This is a genomic window from Flavobacterium galactosi (assembly GCF_048158585.1).
Lineage (GTDB): Bacteria > Bacteroidota > Bacteroidia > Flavobacteriales > Flavobacteriaceae > Flavobacterium > Flavobacterium galactosi.
This window is the reverse complement of sequence record NZ_JBLNKV010000001.1, coordinates 446,992-463,129: the sequence shown is the minus strand read 5'-3', so window position 1 is coordinate 463,129 and position 16,138 is coordinate 446,992. Positions and strand designations below refer to the sequence as shown.

The window sequence follows — 16,138 nt, the reverse complement described above, 5'->3', positions numbered from 1 at the left end:
TTATTAGGATACTTTATCCTAAATAGGTGTTTAAAATTCTGTTTCTTCTTGGTCGATCTCTTCTAAATATATTGCATTTACTATTTTTAGTTGAAGTTCTTCATCATAGTCATTTTCATATAGAATCGATGTAATGATTTCTTGTAATAAATTTTTATCAATTCTATTATCAGCTACATGAACTGCAATATTTTCCATTTCCCTGATAAAGTAACTTACTTTGAAATCAAATCCATTTATCTCTAAAAAATAGGCAGTCAAAACAATAGATGTCCTTTTATTTCCATCTTCAAAGGCATGATTTTTATTTATTGAATAAAATAAATGACAAACTTTATTTTCAAATTCCGGATAATACCAATCATTTTTAATGTGTTCTAAAACACTGTCAACTAAACCAATATTTATGATTCCTTTTTTACCTCCACTATTTTCAATAATAAAATCTTGTTCTTTAATGGCATGCGTCATATCCAAATAAAAGTACTCCATAACTAGCGGTCTTTTAATCTTTTGAACACATCAATATTTTCTTTTAATCTTTCCTCCAATGCTTGACTTTTCTCTCCTAAAAATTTATTAAAATCTTCTGTACTTACTGTACTTACATAATCTTTTAATTTTTCATGTAAAGCGTCTCTAAAAGCCATATCTCTGCTTGCCATCAAGCTTCTTGCTTTTTCTCTTAATGGTTCATAAATTTTATTGGTTAGTTTTTCGAAATTAGAGAATACTTCATGGGCTTCTGATAAAGAGAATTGTTTTTTATTAAGATCAAATTGATCTTTTAAAAATTCTGCAAAACCATTTTCATAACTTGATATTAAATCTAATACCTCAGAATACATAGTGGCTCTTACACTTTCTTTAGTTTTTAAATCAAGAACTTTACGGTACTCTTTAGCGTTTTCTTTGAAAATACTTTTATATATTTTGTCCGTTAATTGCCCATATTTAAACTTATTGCTCGTAATACATAAATCAACCGCATTAGTAAATTCTTTTCTATAATTTATTTCTCTTATAGCGGCAGGAACAAATTCTTCTTCTCTTTGATTAATGAATTTGGTAGGACCTCCCAATTTTTTATTTAATACATCTATTACAACATTTAACATAAATGTTCTGACTTCTTTGGCCTTTTCTGAAGTTTGTAAGAGCATCCCAATATTAAGTAAAGTTTTAAAAGTAAATACTGATAAACTTGTAGCTCTTTTTCCAACCAATTCATTATCATTATCTTGCATTAACTGGCCGACATCAATGTCGGTCAGTTGATTTATAAAGTCTTTAAACGTTTTGAGTTTAACTCCTCTAAAAATTTCATAACCGGCATGTTGCAACTCTTGATTGTTATCTTGTAAAATACGTTCAATTGTTCTGGTATCAACTTCATAAAATTTAGCAACCTGATTGAGTGTAAATCGGTATTTATTCTCGAAATATATTCCCGTAAAACCTAATTGGTTATATATTTCTTTGATAGCCATATTGTTATTCAGTACATTTTTTCGGTCTATCTGTGAATTTGTTAAATCTTTCATTTTTAATACTTTAAATAATATCTCTTTTAATAAGCCATATGACAATAGCAATTTCCTTCAACCATCCTCTTTTATAAAAAATTAGATTCTATTTCTTCTGAATTAGAATCATTATTTTGTTAATTTTTATACCTGCTAAAGTACTACCTTTGAGTCAAAACTCCTTATTTATGTCTTTTATATTTTGGTATATTCCATTTATTAACTTGGTGTCTTTTTCAATAATAGGAGTTGACAAACGGCTGGCTATACAGCAAAAATGGCGCATTTCAGAACGTAATTTATTGCTTACGACTGTAATCGGAGGGACAATTGGTTCTGGACTAGCGATGCTGGTTTTCCGACATAAAACTTCAAAAATGTCTTTTTTATGGAAGTTTTTTTTAATTGGTATACTGCAGGTTATTATAGCGTATTTCTATGTTATAAAATCTAAATAATTACTCTTGTTGATTACTTCAAAAGTTGCTTCAGGATAGGCTTTTGCGAAAGCAGTTGGAATTTTTGTCTTTTTATTTTCATTCCATTTAAACTCAAAACCGGCTAAAGTAGACGCTTTTTCCTCTAACCAATCTAATTCTTGTTGATCATACGTACGCCAAAAGTAATTATTTGTTTTTATTTTTTGATAATTTTGCTTTTTTACTCTTTCTGAAGCAAGATAATTTTCCCATAAATCGCCTACATCATTTCTCGAATCCATTCGATTGAAATTATTGATAATGCCATTTCTAATACCATTATCATAAAAATACCAACGGCTGGATTTCACAATTTCCTTTCGAAGATTGCGACTGAACCCTTCTACTTTAAAGATAATAAATACTTTAGAAAGCAAATCTAAATAATTAGTAACAGTATTTTTTGACATTTGCAACTGGTTTGCTAATTCCTGCAACGAAACTTCTTTACCTAATTGATACGCTATCAAACGCAACAAATCATAAATTTTATCAGAATGTTTAATACCTTCAAATACTAAAATATCTTTCAGTAAATAGGAATTAATAATTTCATACAAATACTCTTTTTTATCCTCCCAATTTGAATATTGAATCAATTCCGGGTAACTTCCAAAAAGTAATCTTTCCTCTAATTTTTCGGTAGTTTGTTTGTAATTTTCGTATTGGGAATATTCCATTTGTGCCAATGGAAAAAGATATAAGGTGTTTTTTCGTCCTACCAATGGTTCGCCAAGAGTATTGTTTAAATCAAATATAGAGGAACCGGTAGCAATGATTTTGATTCCTTCAATAGAATCCACAATTAGTTTTAGAATAAGTCCAATATCAGCAATAGTTTGGGCTTCATCTATAACCAATAAATCAATAGTATGTAATAATCGCTTGTAATTCGCTACGGAACGCTCTTTAAGTAAATTAGCGTCATTGATATCTTCTCCGTTCAGTTGTAAATAACTTCCGTCCGGAATGGTTTGAAGGTAATTTTTTATTAATTCAGTTTTCCCAACACGACGAGCGCCCAGTAAAATCAATACTTTATTAGGAAGTACTTTTTTACCAAAATCTTGAAATAGCGCTCTTTTTAAATAATTTTCCATTCTATTTGATTTAGAAACATAAACCAAATATAATCAAAAAATAGTAATTCAGTCAACGTACTGACTGAATTTACATTAATTCAGTCAACGCACTGACTGAATTAATATAAATTCAGTCAATAAAAAGAGTCTAACAAGAAATTTTATCCACTCTTGTTTGGTGTCTTCCACCTTCAAATTCTGTATTTAAGAAAGTTTCCACCATTTCTACTGCTTGTGGAATTGAAGTGTAACGTGCAGGAATACTGATAATATTAGCGTCATTATGTTGGCGAGCTAATACTGCAATTTCTTTCATCCAGCATAAAGCAGCACGTACATTAGACTGTTTATTTACTGTCATTGAAATTCCGTTACCGCTTCCGCAAATAACAATTCCAAAATCAGCTTTCCCTTCAGAAACATCTATGGCAACCGGACGTCCAAAATCAGGATAATCTACACTATCTGCAGAATCTGTTCCGTAATTAGTTACTTTATGTCCTTTTACTTTAAGCATTTCAACGATTGCTTTTTTGTATTCTGGACCAGCGTGATCGTTTCCTATGGATATTTTCATTTTTACTATATATAAGTTGTGTGGTGCAAATTTAAATAAAGAAATTTAGTTTTATTGAATTTAAATATCGCTTTCTTTAATAGAATAACTCAATTCAAATAAATCTTTAAAAATCAAAGCAAATTGTAAATGCCATAACTATCAGAATGCTATTTGATTAGGTGTTATTAACAATTTTAATAAATATATAAATAGCTGTGAATCAATATATATATTATATTAAAAATGTTAATTTTTTACATTGTTAATAGCTAAACGCAATTACTTGATATTCAGTTAACTTTAAATTAACAAAACATGTTCATAACTTTGGATAGAATATTAGAAGTTTTTTTTGGTTCTAACTTAAAAATAAGTAATCCAAAACCCACATTAAAAATCCTAATTTTGTTTGTTGAATTTTTAGAATAGTTATCAGTATAAAAAAACAGTTTGTTAACAAAAATCTAAAAAGTACTTATTTACAAAATCAATTCTATTTGAATTATTAACCATTGTTAATTAAAATCTAAAAACACTTTAAAACTAAACCTTTACCTTAAAATAGCATTGTTGATAAGTCGGTATAACAACTTTAAACTTCATTCCAATACCTTTTGAAATAAATTTATTGTAGCTATTAACAAGCTATAATAACAACCAAAAAATAATTTAAATTTAATTTTTCTTTTTGTTTATATTAATATATGTTGACAACTTAAAAAAAATAAAACTTTCAAATTGAATTAAACGATGGTTAGATTGTTATTCAAACGATCTAAAATTTCCTGAACCTTTTCAAAATCGTTTAAATGTACTTTTAACTTAATTCCACCTAAAGCATTTGAATAAAATGGAGCAACGGATAAAGTCATTTCATTTTCAAAAAAATAAGAAATTCCTTCTTGATCTAAAATATGCTTTAGAACAACAATTTCATGCGAATAATTAAAAATTGCAATTGTTTGAAAATCTTCCATTTTGATTGTTTTTATAAAGATACAACTATTCTGTAAAGTTATATTTTCTTTAAAACTGTTAGCTGGTTATTGATAACGATTAACTATTTCGTAATTTTATGCGCTATAAGAAAAGAAGTATGAGTAAAAGATTAAGAAAGCCGATCAAAAAAGAGAAAGATTTCTCTGATAAAATATTAAAAATATTGTCGCAAAGTGCTAATAAAGCATTCAATTATAAACAAATAGGAGCAAAACTGGAACTCGATGACACCGAAAGTCGAAATCAAATCATAAAAGATTTGAAGATTCTGGCCTCTCAGGATAAAATTATAGAATCTGAACCGGGGAAATATTTAGTAAAAGCGGTAAGCAAAGATTATTACGAAGGTAAGATTGATATGACTGGTCGTAAAACAGCCTATTTTGTTTGTTCCGATTTAGAAGAAGATGTTTTTATTCCAACCAATAATTTAAATCACGCTTTAGATAAAGATATTGTAAGAGTATATGTTTACAATCGAAGAAAAGGAAAACGACCTGAAGGGGAAGTGATTGAAGTGATTGAAAGAAATAAAACTGATTTTGTTGGTGTTATTGACATTCAAGCTAATTTTGCTTTTGTTTCTACTGCCAATCCAAAAATGTATACTGATATTTTTATTCCAAAAGATAAAATAGGCGAGGCGGAGCAAGGAGATGTAGTTTTGGTTCATATTGAGGATTGGCCAGCTAGAGCAGATAGCCCTTTTGGTTCTGTAATAAAAGTTTTAGGGAAACCAGGAGAACACGATACGGAGATTCATGCTATTCTTGCTGAATATGGTTTGCCAGCTGAATTTCCTATAGAAGTAGAAACTTATGCCCAAAAAATAGATACATCGATAGAAGCAAGTGAAATTGCCAAACGTCGTGATATGCGCGACACGTTGACTTTTACAATTGATCCAAAAGATGCCAAAGATTTTGATGATGCCTTATCATTTAAAAAATTAGAAAATGGCAATTACGAAATTGGTATTCACATTGCCGATGTTTCGTATTATCTTGAAGAAGGAACCATCCTGGATGATGAAGCGTATCAAAGAGCGACTTCTGTTTATTTAGTAGATAGGGTAGTACCCATGTTACCGGAAGTATTATCAAATTTTGCTTGTTCGTTGCGTCCAAATGAAGAAAAATATACATTTTCAGCTATATTCGAAATCACCGAAAAATCTCAGGTAGTCAATCAATGGTTTGGTAGAACTGTAATTTTTTCTGATCAGCGTTTTTCTTATGAAGAAGCGCAGTATATCATAGAAACGAAAGACGATGTGATTCCGGAAGAAATTTCAATAACTGGAAGTTCTTATCAAGTTTCGAAAGAAATTGTCTCAGCGACTTTAAAAATGGATGAATTAGCTAAAATTTTTAGAAAAAGAAGAATGGCTGATGGAGCCATTTCTTTTGATAAAGTGGAAGTGAAATTCAATTTAGATGAAGCTGGAGAACCTCAAGGAGTTTATTTTAAAGTTTCTAAAGATGCCAATCATCTGATTGAAGAATTCATGCTTTTGGCCAATAAAAAAGTAGCAGAATTCATTGGAAAACAAAAGAAAACTTTCATTTATAGAATTCACGATGAACCAAACGAAGATAAATTAATTGCTATGCAAACGGTAATTGCAAAGTTTGGTTACAAAATAGATTTCCGTAATAAAGGCGATATTTCTAAATCATTGAATGCGTTGATGGAAGAAGTGAATGGTAAAAAAGAACAGAATTTAATTGATACTCTTGCGATTAGAAGTATGAGTAAAGCCAAATATTCTACTGATAACATAGGACATTACGGATTAGCTTTTGATTATTATTCGCATTTTACATCACCAATTCGTCGTTATCCAGATGTGATGGTGCATCGATTGTTACAGCATTATCTTGATGGAGGAAAATCAGCTGATGAAGAAACGTATGAAACTAAATGTGTTCATTCTTCAACTATGGAAGGTTTAGCTACCAATGCAGAACGGGATTCTATCAAATACATGCAGGTAAAATACATGCAAGATCATCAAGATCAGGAATTTTTAGGAGTAATTTCTGGTGTGACTGAATGGGGAATTTATGTAGAAATTATAGAGAATAAATGTGAAGGAATGTGTAGAATACGCGATATAAAAGATGATTATTACACATTTGACGAAAAACAATATGCACTAACTGGCGCAACTTCTGGTAAACTATTACAATTAGGAGATGAAATTTACGTTAAAGTAAAAAATGCCGATTTAGTTAAAAAACAACTAGATTTTAATTTTTTAAGAAGAATTGAAGAACCAATTAAATAAAAAAAATGAAAAAATTAGTGATTATTGCCTTTGTATTTTTAAGCCAAATAACAAATGCACAGGTAAGCAGAAATTTAGGAGATTTTGATGAAGTTAAAGTATTTGATAAAATTACTGTAAAATTAATTTCATCCACAGAAAATAAAGTTGTTATTACGGGAGACAGAGCAGATGAAGTTGAAACGGTTAATAAAAATGGAGAATTAAAAATAAGAATGCCTTTTCCACAATTACTATCTGGAAACAACATTGTAGTAAAATTGTATTTTAATAGTATTGAAAGTATCAGTGCAAGCGAAGGAAGTTCTGTTTCAAGTGAAACTGATTTTAAACAAACAATGTTAGATTTAAATGCAAAATCAGGAGCAGAGATAAAGATTAAAATAGATGTTGACAAAGTGAATGTAAAGGCTAGTGCAGGAGGAATAATCAATGTATCAGGTAAAGCCACAAATCAAGATGTAGTCATTACATCAGGTGGAATTCTAAAAGCAACCAATTTACATACGACTCAAACATCAATAAGCGTTGCTGCGGGCGGAAAATCTGAAATATATGCAACTACATTAGTTGATGCAAAAGTGAAGGCCGGAGGCTCTATTTACATTTATGGAAAACCAAAACAAATTAATAAAGAAGTTTTTATTGGTGGAACAATCCTAGAAAAATAATAGTTTTGCATTTCTATTCTGATAAATTTTAATTTTTAATGATAAACGATATTTTATCCGGTATTCCCTGGGGAATTTTTTTAAGTTTTATGGTTGGTCCTGTATTTTTTATACTGCTTGAAACTAGTATTATCAAAGGATTTAGAGCAGCTTTAGTTTTTGATTTAGGAGTTGTTTTAGGGGATATTGTTTTTATTACAATTGCATATTTAGGCAGTTACAGATTAATTCAAAGTTTAAAAGATAAACCTGCCCTTTTTATTTTTGGTGGAATCTTGATGTTAGTTTATGGCATCATTTCTTTTGTACTATTAAAAAAAGAAGAAAAAGTAAATACAGATGAAATAGACAATGAGATTATAAGAAAGAATTATGCAGGTCTTTTTTTAAAAGGTTTTTTATTAAATATTATAAATATTGGAGTTCTTGGCTTTTGGTTGGCGATTATTATTTCTGTAGGACCAAAACTAGAAATGCAAACGTCCAGAATGATAACTTTTTTTGTTACTGTAATTGTATCTTACTTAATAATTGATTGTATTAAAATACTACTGGCCAAACAATTAAAAACTAAATTAACACCCAACAATATTCTTAAAATTAAGAAAGGAATCAGCATTGTTATGATGGTTTTCGGAATAGTTTTAATCACACAAGGATGGTTCCCAAAGGAAAAAGAAATGATGAAAAATGCATTTGAGAAGATTGAAAAATAAGTAAATACGTTTTTATTTCAAAAAATAAAAAAAGTCTAAATCCGATAGAAATATTCAGATTTAGACTTTTTTTTTTCTAACAAATTGAATAATTACAGCATTTCTTAAATGAACTTACATTCCTTATATGTTGAAAATTCCAAACTATTTAAGGAATATAAGTTCATTTAAGTTTTAAAAGAATAGTATTAAATTCTATATTTTTCTTAAAAATTAGCTATAAAAAAACCTCCAAGTTTACTTGAAGGTTATGAGTTTCGTTCGGATTCGAACTATATCTTTATTTAATTTTTCTTAAAAATTTAGACATAAAAAAACCTTCAAATTGCTTTGAAGGTTTTAGAGGCATCGTCCGGATTCGAACCGGAGTAGGAGCTTTTGCAGAGCCCAGCCTAGCCGCTCGGCCACGACGCCGTAGTTGAACGGATGGCAAAAGTAACTAAAAAGTTTAAAGTTTAAAAATTTAAAGTTTAAAAATTTTAAAAAATATTTATTAAGCCTTTTGAAACATTTTTAATTTAACTTCTATATTCTTCCATTTCTATTGTAACCGCTTCAACATCACCACCAATAGGCGGATTCAATTTTGAAACACCCAGAATAACTCTTGAAATGGCTGGAACTTCTTTCATAATTCTGGTAATGATACGTTGTGCAACATGTTCTAATAAGTTGGCTCTGATAGCCATTTCTTCAACCACAATTTGATTTAACAACACATAATCAACCGTATCAACCAAGTTATCCGTAATAGATGATTGTCGTAAATCTGTTTTTACTTTTAAATCAACTGAATAATCAGAACCAATTTTTCCTTCTTCAATCAAACAACCATGATAGGAGTAGGTTCTGATATTTTTAAGTTTTATAAATCCCATTTTTTAATTTTTTGTTCAAGTTTTTTAGGTTTAAAGCTATCTCTGGTAACTTTAAACAGTAAACTTTAAACCATTTATTTATCTTTGCTAAAATTAAACAAAAAAATGTCAACCGAAGAAAAATCACTCCATTTTATAGAACAAATCATTGAAGACAGTTTATCCAATGGTTTTCCACAAGATAAATTACGTTTTCGTTTTCCGCCAGAACCTAATGGGTATTTACACATTGGTCATGCCAAATCTATTTGCTTAAATTTTGGTTTAGGATTAAAGTACAATGCGCCAGTTAACTTGCGTTTTGATGATACTAATCCAGCCAAAGAGGAGCAGGAATATGTAGATGCTATAAAAGAAGATTTAAAATGGTTGGGTTTTAATTGGACCGAAGAATTGTATTCTTCTGATTATTTTAAGCAGTTATACGAATGGGCGGTTGCCATGATTAAAAACGGTAAAGCGTATATAGACAGTCAATCTTCTGAAGAAATGGCAATTCAAAAAGGAACGCCAACACAACCTGGAGTTGATGGACCTTATAGAAACCGTTCCATTGAAGAAAATATTAGCTTATTTGAAGGAATGAAAAACGGTGATTTCCCGGAAGGAAGTCATGTTTTACGTGCCAAGATTGATATGAAATCTACTAATATGTTGATGCGTGATCCGTTGATGTACCGTATTTTGCACCGTCATCATCACAGAACTGGAAATGATTGGAATATATATCCCATGTATGATTATGCGCACGGAGAAAGTGATTATATAGAGCAAATTTCGCATTCTATTTGCACACTTGAATTTGTAATGCACCGTGAATTATACGATTGGTTTTTAGACCAGATTTATGATGAATCAAAAGTAAGACCACATCAATATGAATTCGCTCGTTTGAACTTGAATTACACCGTAATGAGCAAGCGAAAACTATTGCAATTGGTTCAGGAAAATATCGTAAATGGTTGGGATGATCCCAGAATGCCAACTATCTCAGGATTGCGTAGAAGAGGCTATACAGCCAATTCTATTCGTAAGTTTTGTGATATTATTGGTGTTGCCAAAAGAGAAAACATTATTGATTTTTCACTTTTGGAATTTTGTTTACGCGAAGATTTAAACAAAAAGGCGCCAAGAGTTATGGCGGTTTTAGATCCGATAAAATTGGTGATTACAAACTATCCTGAAGATAAAGAAGAGTGGTTAGAAGCCGAAAATAATCAAGAAGATGTTAGTGCAGGATTTAGAAAAGTTCCTTTTTCAAGAGAATTATATATTGAAAGAGATGATTTTTTAGAAGAAGCTCCAGCCAAATTTTTTCGTTTGAGTTTGGGCAGAGATGTGCGTCTTAAAAATGGTTATATCATTAAAGGAGAAAGTGTCGTTAAAGACGCTGCAGGAACTATTACTGAAATTCACGTGACTTATGATGAAGACAGCCGAAGCGGAAGTGGGAGTGAAGCCAGTCAAAGAAAAGTGGCCGGAACCTTGCATTGGGTTTCTATAAAACATGCAATTGAAACGGAAGTTCGTTTGTACGATCGTTTGTTTATTGATGAAGCACCAGACAGTCATAAAGAGAAAAATTTCTTGGAGTTTATGAATCCTGATTCTTTACAAATTGTAAAAGGATTTGTAGAGCCAAGTTTGGCAACTGTACAATCAGATGAGAAATTCCAGTTTCAACGTTTGGGTTATTTCAATGTTGATAAAGACACAACTGAAGGTAAAATTGTCTTTAATAGAACCGTTGGATTGAAGGACGCTTGGGAAGAAAAAGGCAAAAAAGAAGAAAATTTATTGATGAATACCCAAAAAGAAATCAATAAATATGTAAAGGAAAAGGATGAAAATAGTGCCAATTTAATATTGAATACTATTATTGATAACATAAGAAGTATTGATAACTACAGTTTAATTATTCAGACTATTGTCAAAAATATTAAGAACGATAATAACTCATTGTTGTTTTCTAATTTGATTTTGCATCATTCAAATAAAGTACATGTAAAAGATATTGAAGAAGAATCTTTGACAAAATTATACACGATGTCATTAAAAAGTCAAATGGCAGCTGTTAGAATTTTAGCTATTCAAAATTTACAAAATGATTTGAATAATTTGAATCTTTTCGAAACTCAGCTTTCAGAATTAAAAAAGAATGAAAAAATTGAAAAAGTTTTGGAATTATTAAACGAACTAAAATTTTAGAATTAAATCTACAGTATAAATTTTATTGATTAAAAGCGTCTTTTATAAGGCGCTTTTTTTATGATTGTAATTTATTATTACAATCAAACTTATCATAACAATTACCAATTAAAAATGGCTTAAATAAATCAGATTTAAAACTTTTTTTTAAGTTTTACGAGTTCTAATATACCTATTAAAGATTCGTTTCAATAGCGAGTTTTATTTCGTTTTTCAGCGTTGTTTAAAATAAATTAACGGCTTGTTAACATCGATATGTTAAATAAAATTTGTAATTTTAGATTATTAACAATCAAAAATCAATATCATGTCGAATAACGCAGGAAATACATTAATTGCTCTATTAACTGGTGCAGCCATTGGAGCTGGGATAGGAATTTTGTTTGCTCCTGATAAAGGTTCAAGAACAAGAGAAAAATTTAGAGATGGTTACGATGACGCCAAAAAAGATTTAAAACATAAATTCGAGAGTGCATCAGATGAATTAAAAAGCAAACTTGCTTTTACTAAAAATTATGATTTACAAGAAACATACGATGATTTGATTTCGAATGTGAGTCATAAAGCTGAAGATGTAATTTCTTTTCTAGAATCAAAATTGGCTGAGTTGAAAGAACAAAACGCCAAACTTCAGAAATAATATTGGTTTCTTCTCCTAATTAGTATTAAAAAAATAAAATTATGGCTTTTGAAGAATTAAAAGAAAATACGGAAAATATACAGGAACAAGTTCAAGCCTTCATCGAAAGCAATGTTTCTTATTACAAATTATGGGGTTTTAAAGTAGCAATGAAATCTACTACCATGATTCTTAAGTTTACATTGATTTTTTTGTGTTTTAGTATGGTTTTATTATTTTGTTCTGTAGCGGGGGCTTTAGCAATTGGAAACTATTTAGATTCTTATTGTTTAGGATTTTTAATTATTGGAGGAATATATCTTTTGCTAACAGGTCTTCTATTCACAATTAGGGATAAATTTTTTGAAGGATCGGTACTGGAAAAATTTTCTGAAATATTTTTTAACGACTAAATTATGGAAACCAAAAAATACTCATCCTACGCTCAAATTGATAGGGAACTAGAAATTTTGAAAATTGAAAAAGAAATCAGTTATCAAAAACTCGTTTTCGGAATTAAAAAAACCAAAGAGAGTTTTACTCCGCAAAATATTGTAAGTGGAGTTATAGGTTCCTCTTTGAATGCTTTTTCTGGTAATTATGGAACGCTAATCAATCTGGCAATTCCTTACGTCACGAAAGCTATTCCATTTGTTGCGAAAGCGGTTCCATTTGTTAAAAATTGGTTATCGAATAGAAAAAGAGGCAATTAAGCCTCTTTTTTATTTTTAAAAATCAAATATTATATTTCTATTTGAGGATTTTCTGGAGGTTGCGGAGCTTGATAACTAGTATGTTCCTCTGTTTTTGGTTTTGGCTTTCTGTTGGTTTTCTTCATCATTTCGCCCACTTGATTCGATGCAGAAAATGAAGCTACCATATTATTCAGCATATCACTTCCGGCTTGAGGAGAATTGGGCAATAAAATCAAATTGGAGTTAGTGTCTGCGCCAATGGCCTGTAGGGTATCATAATGTTGCGTAACCACAATCAAAGCCGAAGCTTCCTGAGAGTTTATACCCACTTTATTTAGTACATCTACACTTTCTACCAGACCTCTTGCAATTTCACGTCTTTGGTCAGCAATACCTTGTCCTTGTAAACGTTTGCTTTCTGCTTCTGCTTTTGCTTTGGCAACAATTCTAATTCTTGATGCTTCAGCTTCAAATTCTGCGACAGTTTTTTCTCTGTCTGCAGCATTAATTCTGTTCATCGCGTTTTTCACCTGAATATCAGGATCAATATCGGTTACTAATGTATTGATAATCGTGTAACCATAAGTAGTCATCGCTTCGTTTAATTCTCTTTTTACAGCAACGGCAATATCATCTTTTCTTTCGAAAACATCATCTAATTTTAGTTTTGGAACTTCGGCACGTACGACATCAAACACATAAGAAGTGATTTGATCGTGTGGATATTCCAATTTGTAAAAAGCATCGTAAACGGTTTCTTTTACAACCATAAATTGAACTGAAACTTTTAGTTTTACAAAAACGTTGTCTTTCGTTTTGGTTTCGATGATCACATCTAACTGTTGGATTTTTAGATTGACACGTCCGGCAATTCTATCAATTAAAGGAATTTTAAGTTGAAGGCCTGATTGTCGAATGCTTAAAAATTTACCGAATCGTTCAATTACAACAGAGGTCTGCTGCTTGACAGTAAAAAAGGAGGAAAGTAAAATAAATAACGCAAATACAAGAAAAATAATCAACGGAATGTCCATAGTATGAATAAATTAGTTAAAAAATTAGGGTTAAATTACAAAAAATCTTTAGGTTTGCCTTTGTTTAATATTATTTTATGAAAAAGAAATTTCTTACTACAGTTTTTATTTTGATTTCCATAGTGGCTTTTGCCCAATATGATTATAGGGATTCTAACAGAATCGGGATTAGTTTTGGTGTCAATCAATTTACGTTGAACACTAATAATTTCCAGACTAAACCTAGAACAGGATGGAACGCAGGACTTTCTATGCGAGGAAATTTTTACAATGATTGGGATATGGTTTACGCAATGCAGTTCAGCGAAAATAATTTTTCAGTAGCCACAAAAAACTTTTTTTCAGCAAATGAGGATGTAAATTATAAATTGGCTTCTGCTCAAATATCGTTGCAATTGAGTTATAAATTGATCGAAAATCATTTGAGTGTTGAGTTTGGACCTTTGGTTCAAGTAAACGGAAAATTTAAAATTGATAACGAAAATGAAAACAATAACATTTCCGGGACAACATTATTAGCCAAAGATATTTTGGATATTTCCAAGTTTAATTTCTATCCAACGGTAGGAATAACTGCCGGAGTGCGTCATTTACGTCTGAATGTTTCCTATCAATATGGAATAAACAATATGCTGGGTAACTTGAACACGAAGAATTTAGGAGTAAATTTCAAAGGAAATCCAGGAATCATAAATGGTGATTTGATTCTTTATTTATAAAAAAAAGCTTCTAATCCTGAATCTGGATAAGAAGCCTTTTATCATTAAACCTTTTCAGAGTTTTATCCCGAAGCTTCGGGACTGAAAGGGTTCTTTTTTATAAAGTAGCTATTGCTTTTTGAATTCTGTTAATCGTTTCGTCTTTTCCAATTACTTCAACGATATCAAATAGGTGAGGACCTTTTAGGGCGCCCACCAAACTCAAACGAAACGGTTGCATTACTTTACCCATTCCAATTTCGTTTTTCGTCATCCAATCTTTTACAATAGTTTCTATATTCATCGAAGTAAAATCAGTTATTTCTTCTATAACAGATATTAATTCTTCCATCAATGTTGGCGTTTCTTCCTTCCAGTTTTTCCTTGCTTTTTCATCATACGATATTGGAGCCATAAAAAAGAAATCACTTAATTCCCAAAATTCAGAAACAAAATGCGCACGTTCTTTGATTAATGAAACAATCTTTGTCAGTTCCACTAAAGAGTAATATCGGTTAACATTCTTAGATTCTACAATAGGAGCAAAGGATTTCGCTAAATCGACATCTTTTTGTTTGACCAAATATTGATGATTGAACCATTTGTTTTTTTCTGGATCAAATTTAGCTCCAGCTTTGTGAACTCTGTTTAAATCAAATGCTTCAACTAATTCTTCCAGTGAGAATAATTCTTTTTCAGTTCCATCATTCCAACCTAATAAAGCTAAGAAGTTAACAACTGCTTCCGGGAAAAATCCTTTTTCTCTGTAACCTGATGAAACACCTTCGGCGGTTTTCCAGTCCAATGGAAATACAGGGAATCCCATTTTGTCACCATCACGTTTGGATAATTTTCCGTTTCCAACAGGTTTCATAATCAATGGTAAATGTGCAAATTTGGGTGCTTCCCAACCAAAGGCTCTGTACAATAAAACGTGTAAAGGCATTGATGGCAACCATTCTTCACCACGAATTACATGAGAAGTTTCCATTAAATGATCATCTACAATATTAGCCAAATGATAGGTTGGCATTCCATCGCTTTTAAACAATACTTTATCATCTAAAAGACTCGTTTCAAACTTTACGTCTCCACGAATGATGTCATGCAAATGTAAGGTTTCGTTTACCGGAGTTTTAAAACGAATTACATAATGTTCTCCATCAGCAATTCTTCTGGCAGTTTCTTCAGAAGAAATAACTAAAGAAGTGTCTAGTTTTTCTCTGTTGTGGTGATTGTATATAAAGGTTTTTCCTTGTTCTTCTTCTAATTTTCTTGCTGCGTCCAACGCTTCTGCAGTATCAAAAGCATAATAGGCATTACCGGAATTGATTAATTTATCAGCATATTGGTGGTATAAATCTTTTCTTTCGCTTTGACGGTATGGACCAAATTTTTCGTTTTTTCCAATGGTTTCATCTGGTGCTATTCCTAGCCATTCCAGTGCTTCGATGATATATTCTTCGGCTCTGGGAACATAACGGTTTTGATCAGTGTCTTCAATTCGTAAGAAGAAAATACCATTGTTTTTTTTGGCAAATAAATAATTGAATAATGCGGTACGTACTCCGCCAATATGTAAAGGTCCAGTTGGACTTGGTGCAAAACGCACACGAACTTGTTTAGACATTGCTGTAAATTTTTTGCAAAGATACAAATTCGATTACTCAATTGGATTATTTGA

At 30.7% G+C, this 16,138-nt stretch carries 17 protein-coding genes and 1 tRNA gene; 9 read left to right on the top strand and 9 right to left on the bottom strand.

Features of this window, described 5'->3' with window-relative positions:
- Positions 1-30 precede the first annotated feature (30 nt).
- A complete protein-coding gene (locus ACM55M_RS01935) occupies positions 31-492 on the bottom strand; it encodes a type II toxin-antitoxin system death-on-curing family toxin (RefSeq protein WP_416855787.1) in 462 nt (153 codons plus the stop codon).
- A 2-nt stretch (positions 493-494) separates the two neighbouring features.
- Positions 495-1,544, bottom strand: coding sequence for a DNA-binding protein (locus ACM55M_RS01930; RefSeq protein WP_416855786.1), 1,050 nt, complete (start codon positions 1,542-1,544; stop codon positions 495-497).
- Between the two features lie 170 nt (positions 1,545-1,714).
- Here ACM55M_RS01930 and ACM55M_RS01925 point away from each other — a divergent pair, with 170 nt between their 5' ends.
- Positions 1,715-1,984, top strand: a complete 270-nt coding sequence (locus tag ACM55M_RS01925; RefSeq protein WP_416855785.1) for a DUF1294 domain-containing protein — start codon at positions 1,715-1,717, stop codon at positions 1,982-1,984.
- Here the strand turns inward: ACM55M_RS01925 and ACM55M_RS01920 are convergent.
- From ACM55M_RS01920 to ACM55M_RS01910, 3 genes are all read right to left on the bottom strand, one after another.
- Positions 1,963-3,105, bottom strand: a complete 1,143-nt coding sequence (locus ACM55M_RS01920) for an ATP-binding protein (protein WP_416855783.1) — start codon at positions 3,103-3,105, stop codon at positions 1,963-1,965. The genes ACM55M_RS01925 and ACM55M_RS01920 overlap by 22 nt on opposite strands.
- A gap of 130 nt (positions 3,106-3,235) precedes the next feature.
- A complete protein-coding gene (gene rpiB, locus ACM55M_RS01915; protein ID WP_416855782.1) occupies positions 3,236-3,664 on the bottom strand; it encodes a ribose 5-phosphate isomerase B in 429 nt (142 codons plus the stop codon).
- A 725-nt stretch (positions 3,665-4,389) separates the two neighbouring features.
- Positions 4,390-4,623 carry a DUF2007 domain-containing protein gene (locus ACM55M_RS01910; RefSeq protein WP_416848600.1) on the bottom strand — a complete coding sequence of 78 codons (234 nt, stop codon included), beginning with the start codon at positions 4,621-4,623 and terminating at the stop codon, positions 4,390-4,392.
- 119 nt (positions 4,624-4,742) lie between these two features.
- On the opposite strand from ACM55M_RS01910, the gene rnr reads away from it, so the two are divergent.
- From rnr to ACM55M_RS01895, 3 genes are read left to right on the top strand one after another with little or no spacing between them, the layout of a single operon-like run.
- Positions 4,743-6,935, top strand: coding sequence for a ribonuclease R (gene rnr / locus ACM55M_RS01905; protein WP_416855781.1), 2,193 nt, complete (start codon positions 4,743-4,745; stop codon positions 6,933-6,935).
- A 5-nt stretch (positions 6,936-6,940) separates the two neighbouring features.
- Complete coding sequence (locus ACM55M_RS01900) at positions 6,941-7,606, top strand: head GIN domain-containing protein (protein ID WP_416855780.1); 666 nt, start codon at positions 6,941-6,943, stop codon at positions 7,604-7,606.
- A gap of 38 nt (positions 7,607-7,644) precedes the next feature.
- Complete coding sequence (locus tag ACM55M_RS01895; protein WP_416855779.1) at positions 7,645-8,322, top strand: LysE family translocator; 678 nt, start codon at positions 7,645-7,647, stop codon at positions 8,320-8,322.
- Between the two features lie 343 nt (positions 8,323-8,665).
- On the opposite strand, the gene ACM55M_RS01890 is transcribed toward ACM55M_RS01895, so the two are convergent.
- Both ACM55M_RS01890 and folB read right to left on the bottom strand, forming a co-directional pair.
- Positions 8,666-8,736, bottom strand: a tRNA-Cys gene (locus ACM55M_RS01890).
- A gap of 104 nt (positions 8,737-8,840) precedes the next feature.
- On the bottom strand, positions 8,841-9,200 hold the full coding sequence (gene folB, locus ACM55M_RS01885; RefSeq protein WP_416855778.1) for a dihydroneopterin aldolase: 360 nt from the start codon (positions 9,198-9,200) through the stop codon (positions 8,841-8,843).
- 105 nt (positions 9,201-9,305) lie between these two features.
- On the opposite strand from folB, the gene ACM55M_RS01880 reads away from it, so the two are divergent.
- The 4 genes from ACM55M_RS01880 (at position 9,306) to ACM55M_RS01865 (ending at position 12,740) form a co-directional block, all read left to right on the top strand.
- Positions 9,306-11,408 carry a glutamine--tRNA ligase/YqeY domain fusion protein gene (locus ACM55M_RS01880; RefSeq protein WP_416855777.1) on the top strand — a complete coding sequence of 701 codons (2,103 nt, stop codon included), beginning with the start codon at positions 9,306-9,308 and terminating at the stop codon, positions 11,406-11,408.
- 307 nt (positions 11,409-11,715) lie between these two features.
- On the top strand, positions 11,716-12,048 hold the full coding sequence (locus ACM55M_RS01875; RefSeq protein WP_416855776.1) for a YtxH domain-containing protein: 333 nt from the start codon (positions 11,716-11,718) through the stop codon (positions 12,046-12,048).
- Positions 12,049-12,089: 41 nt separating this feature from the next.
- On the top strand, positions 12,090-12,440 hold the full coding sequence (locus ACM55M_RS01870; RefSeq protein WP_416842197.1) for a competence protein: 351 nt from the start codon (positions 12,090-12,092) through the stop codon (positions 12,438-12,440).
- A 3-nt stretch (positions 12,441-12,443) separates the two neighbouring features.
- Positions 12,444-12,740, top strand: a complete 297-nt coding sequence (locus ACM55M_RS01865; RefSeq protein ID WP_416848612.1) for a DUF6327 family protein — start codon at positions 12,444-12,446, stop codon at positions 12,738-12,740.
- Between the two features lie 29 nt (positions 12,741-12,769).
- Here ACM55M_RS01865 and ACM55M_RS01860 read toward each other — a convergent pair whose 3' ends face one another.
- Complete coding sequence (locus ACM55M_RS01860) at positions 12,770-13,756, bottom strand: SPFH domain-containing protein (RefSeq protein WP_416855775.1); 987 nt, start codon at positions 13,754-13,756, stop codon at positions 12,770-12,772.
- Positions 13,757-13,833: 77 nt separating this feature from the next.
- Between ACM55M_RS01860 and ACM55M_RS01855 the strand changes: the two genes are divergently transcribed.
- On the top strand, positions 13,834-14,475 hold the full coding sequence (locus ACM55M_RS01855) for an outer membrane beta-barrel protein (RefSeq protein ID WP_416855774.1): 642 nt from the start codon (positions 13,834-13,836) through the stop codon (positions 14,473-14,475).
- Between the two features lie 97 nt (positions 14,476-14,572).
- Here ACM55M_RS01855 and gltX read toward each other — a convergent pair whose 3' ends face one another.
- The gene (gltX, locus tag ACM55M_RS01850) at positions 14,573-16,084 is read right to left on the bottom strand and encodes a glutamate--tRNA ligase (protein ID WP_416855773.1); all 1,512 of its coding nucleotides are present in this window, start codon (positions 16,082-16,084) and stop codon (positions 14,573-14,575) included.
- Positions 16,085-16,138: the final 54 nt, after the last annotated feature.

Bases quoted from the DNA above. Each gene is read 5' to 3' on its own strand.
- ACM55M_RS01935 (WP_416855787.1), bottom strand. From the start codon at position 492: ATGGAGTACTTTTATTTGGATATGACGCATGCCATTAAAGAACAAGAT.
- ACM55M_RS01930 (WP_416855786.1), bottom strand. From the start codon at position 1,544: ATGAAAGATTTAACAAATTCACAGATAGACCGAAAAAATGTACTGAAT.
- ACM55M_RS01925 (WP_416855785.1), top strand. From the start codon at position 1,715: ATGTCTTTTATATTTTGGTATATTCCATTTATTAACTTGGTGTCTTTT.
- ACM55M_RS01920 (WP_416855783.1), bottom strand. From the start codon at position 3,105: ATGGAAAATTATTTAAAAAGAGCGCTATTTCAAGATTTTGGTAAAAAA.
- rpiB (WP_416855782.1), bottom strand. From the start codon at position 3,664: ATGAAAATATCCATAGGAAACGATCACGCTGGTCCAGAATACAAAAAA.
- ACM55M_RS01910 (WP_416848600.1), bottom strand. From the start codon at position 4,623: ATGGAAGATTTTCAAACAATTGCAATTTTTAATTATTCGCATGAAATT.
- rnr (WP_416855781.1), top strand. From the start codon at position 4,743: ATGAGTAAAAGATTAAGAAAGCCGATCAAAAAAGAGAAAGATTTCTCT.
- ACM55M_RS01900 (WP_416855780.1), top strand. From the start codon at position 6,941: ATGAAAAAATTAGTGATTATTGCCTTTGTATTTTTAAGCCAAATAACA.
- ACM55M_RS01895 (WP_416855779.1), top strand. From the start codon at position 7,645: ATGATAAACGATATTTTATCCGGTATTCCCTGGGGAATTTTTTTAAGT.
- folB (WP_416855778.1), bottom strand. From the start codon at position 9,200: ATGGGATTTATAAAACTTAAAAATATCAGAACCTACTCCTATCATGGT.
- ACM55M_RS01880 (WP_416855777.1), top strand. From the start codon at position 9,306: ATGTCAACCGAAGAAAAATCACTCCATTTTATAGAACAAATCATTGAA.
- ACM55M_RS01875 (WP_416855776.1), top strand. From the start codon at position 11,716: ATGTCGAATAACGCAGGAAATACATTAATTGCTCTATTAACTGGTGCA.
- ACM55M_RS01870 (WP_416842197.1), top strand. From the start codon at position 12,090: ATGGCTTTTGAAGAATTAAAAGAAAATACGGAAAATATACAGGAACAA.
- ACM55M_RS01865 (WP_416848612.1), top strand. From the start codon at position 12,444: ATGGAAACCAAAAAATACTCATCCTACGCTCAAATTGATAGGGAACTA.
- ACM55M_RS01860 (WP_416855775.1), bottom strand. From the start codon at position 13,756: ATGGACATTCCGTTGATTATTTTTCTTGTATTTGCGTTATTTATTTTA.
- ACM55M_RS01855 (WP_416855774.1), top strand. From the start codon at position 13,834: ATGAAAAAGAAATTTCTTACTACAGTTTTTATTTTGATTTCCATAGTG.
- gltX (WP_416855773.1), bottom strand. From the start codon at position 16,084: ATGTCTAAACAAGTTCGTGTGCGTTTTGCACCAAGTCCAACTGGACCT.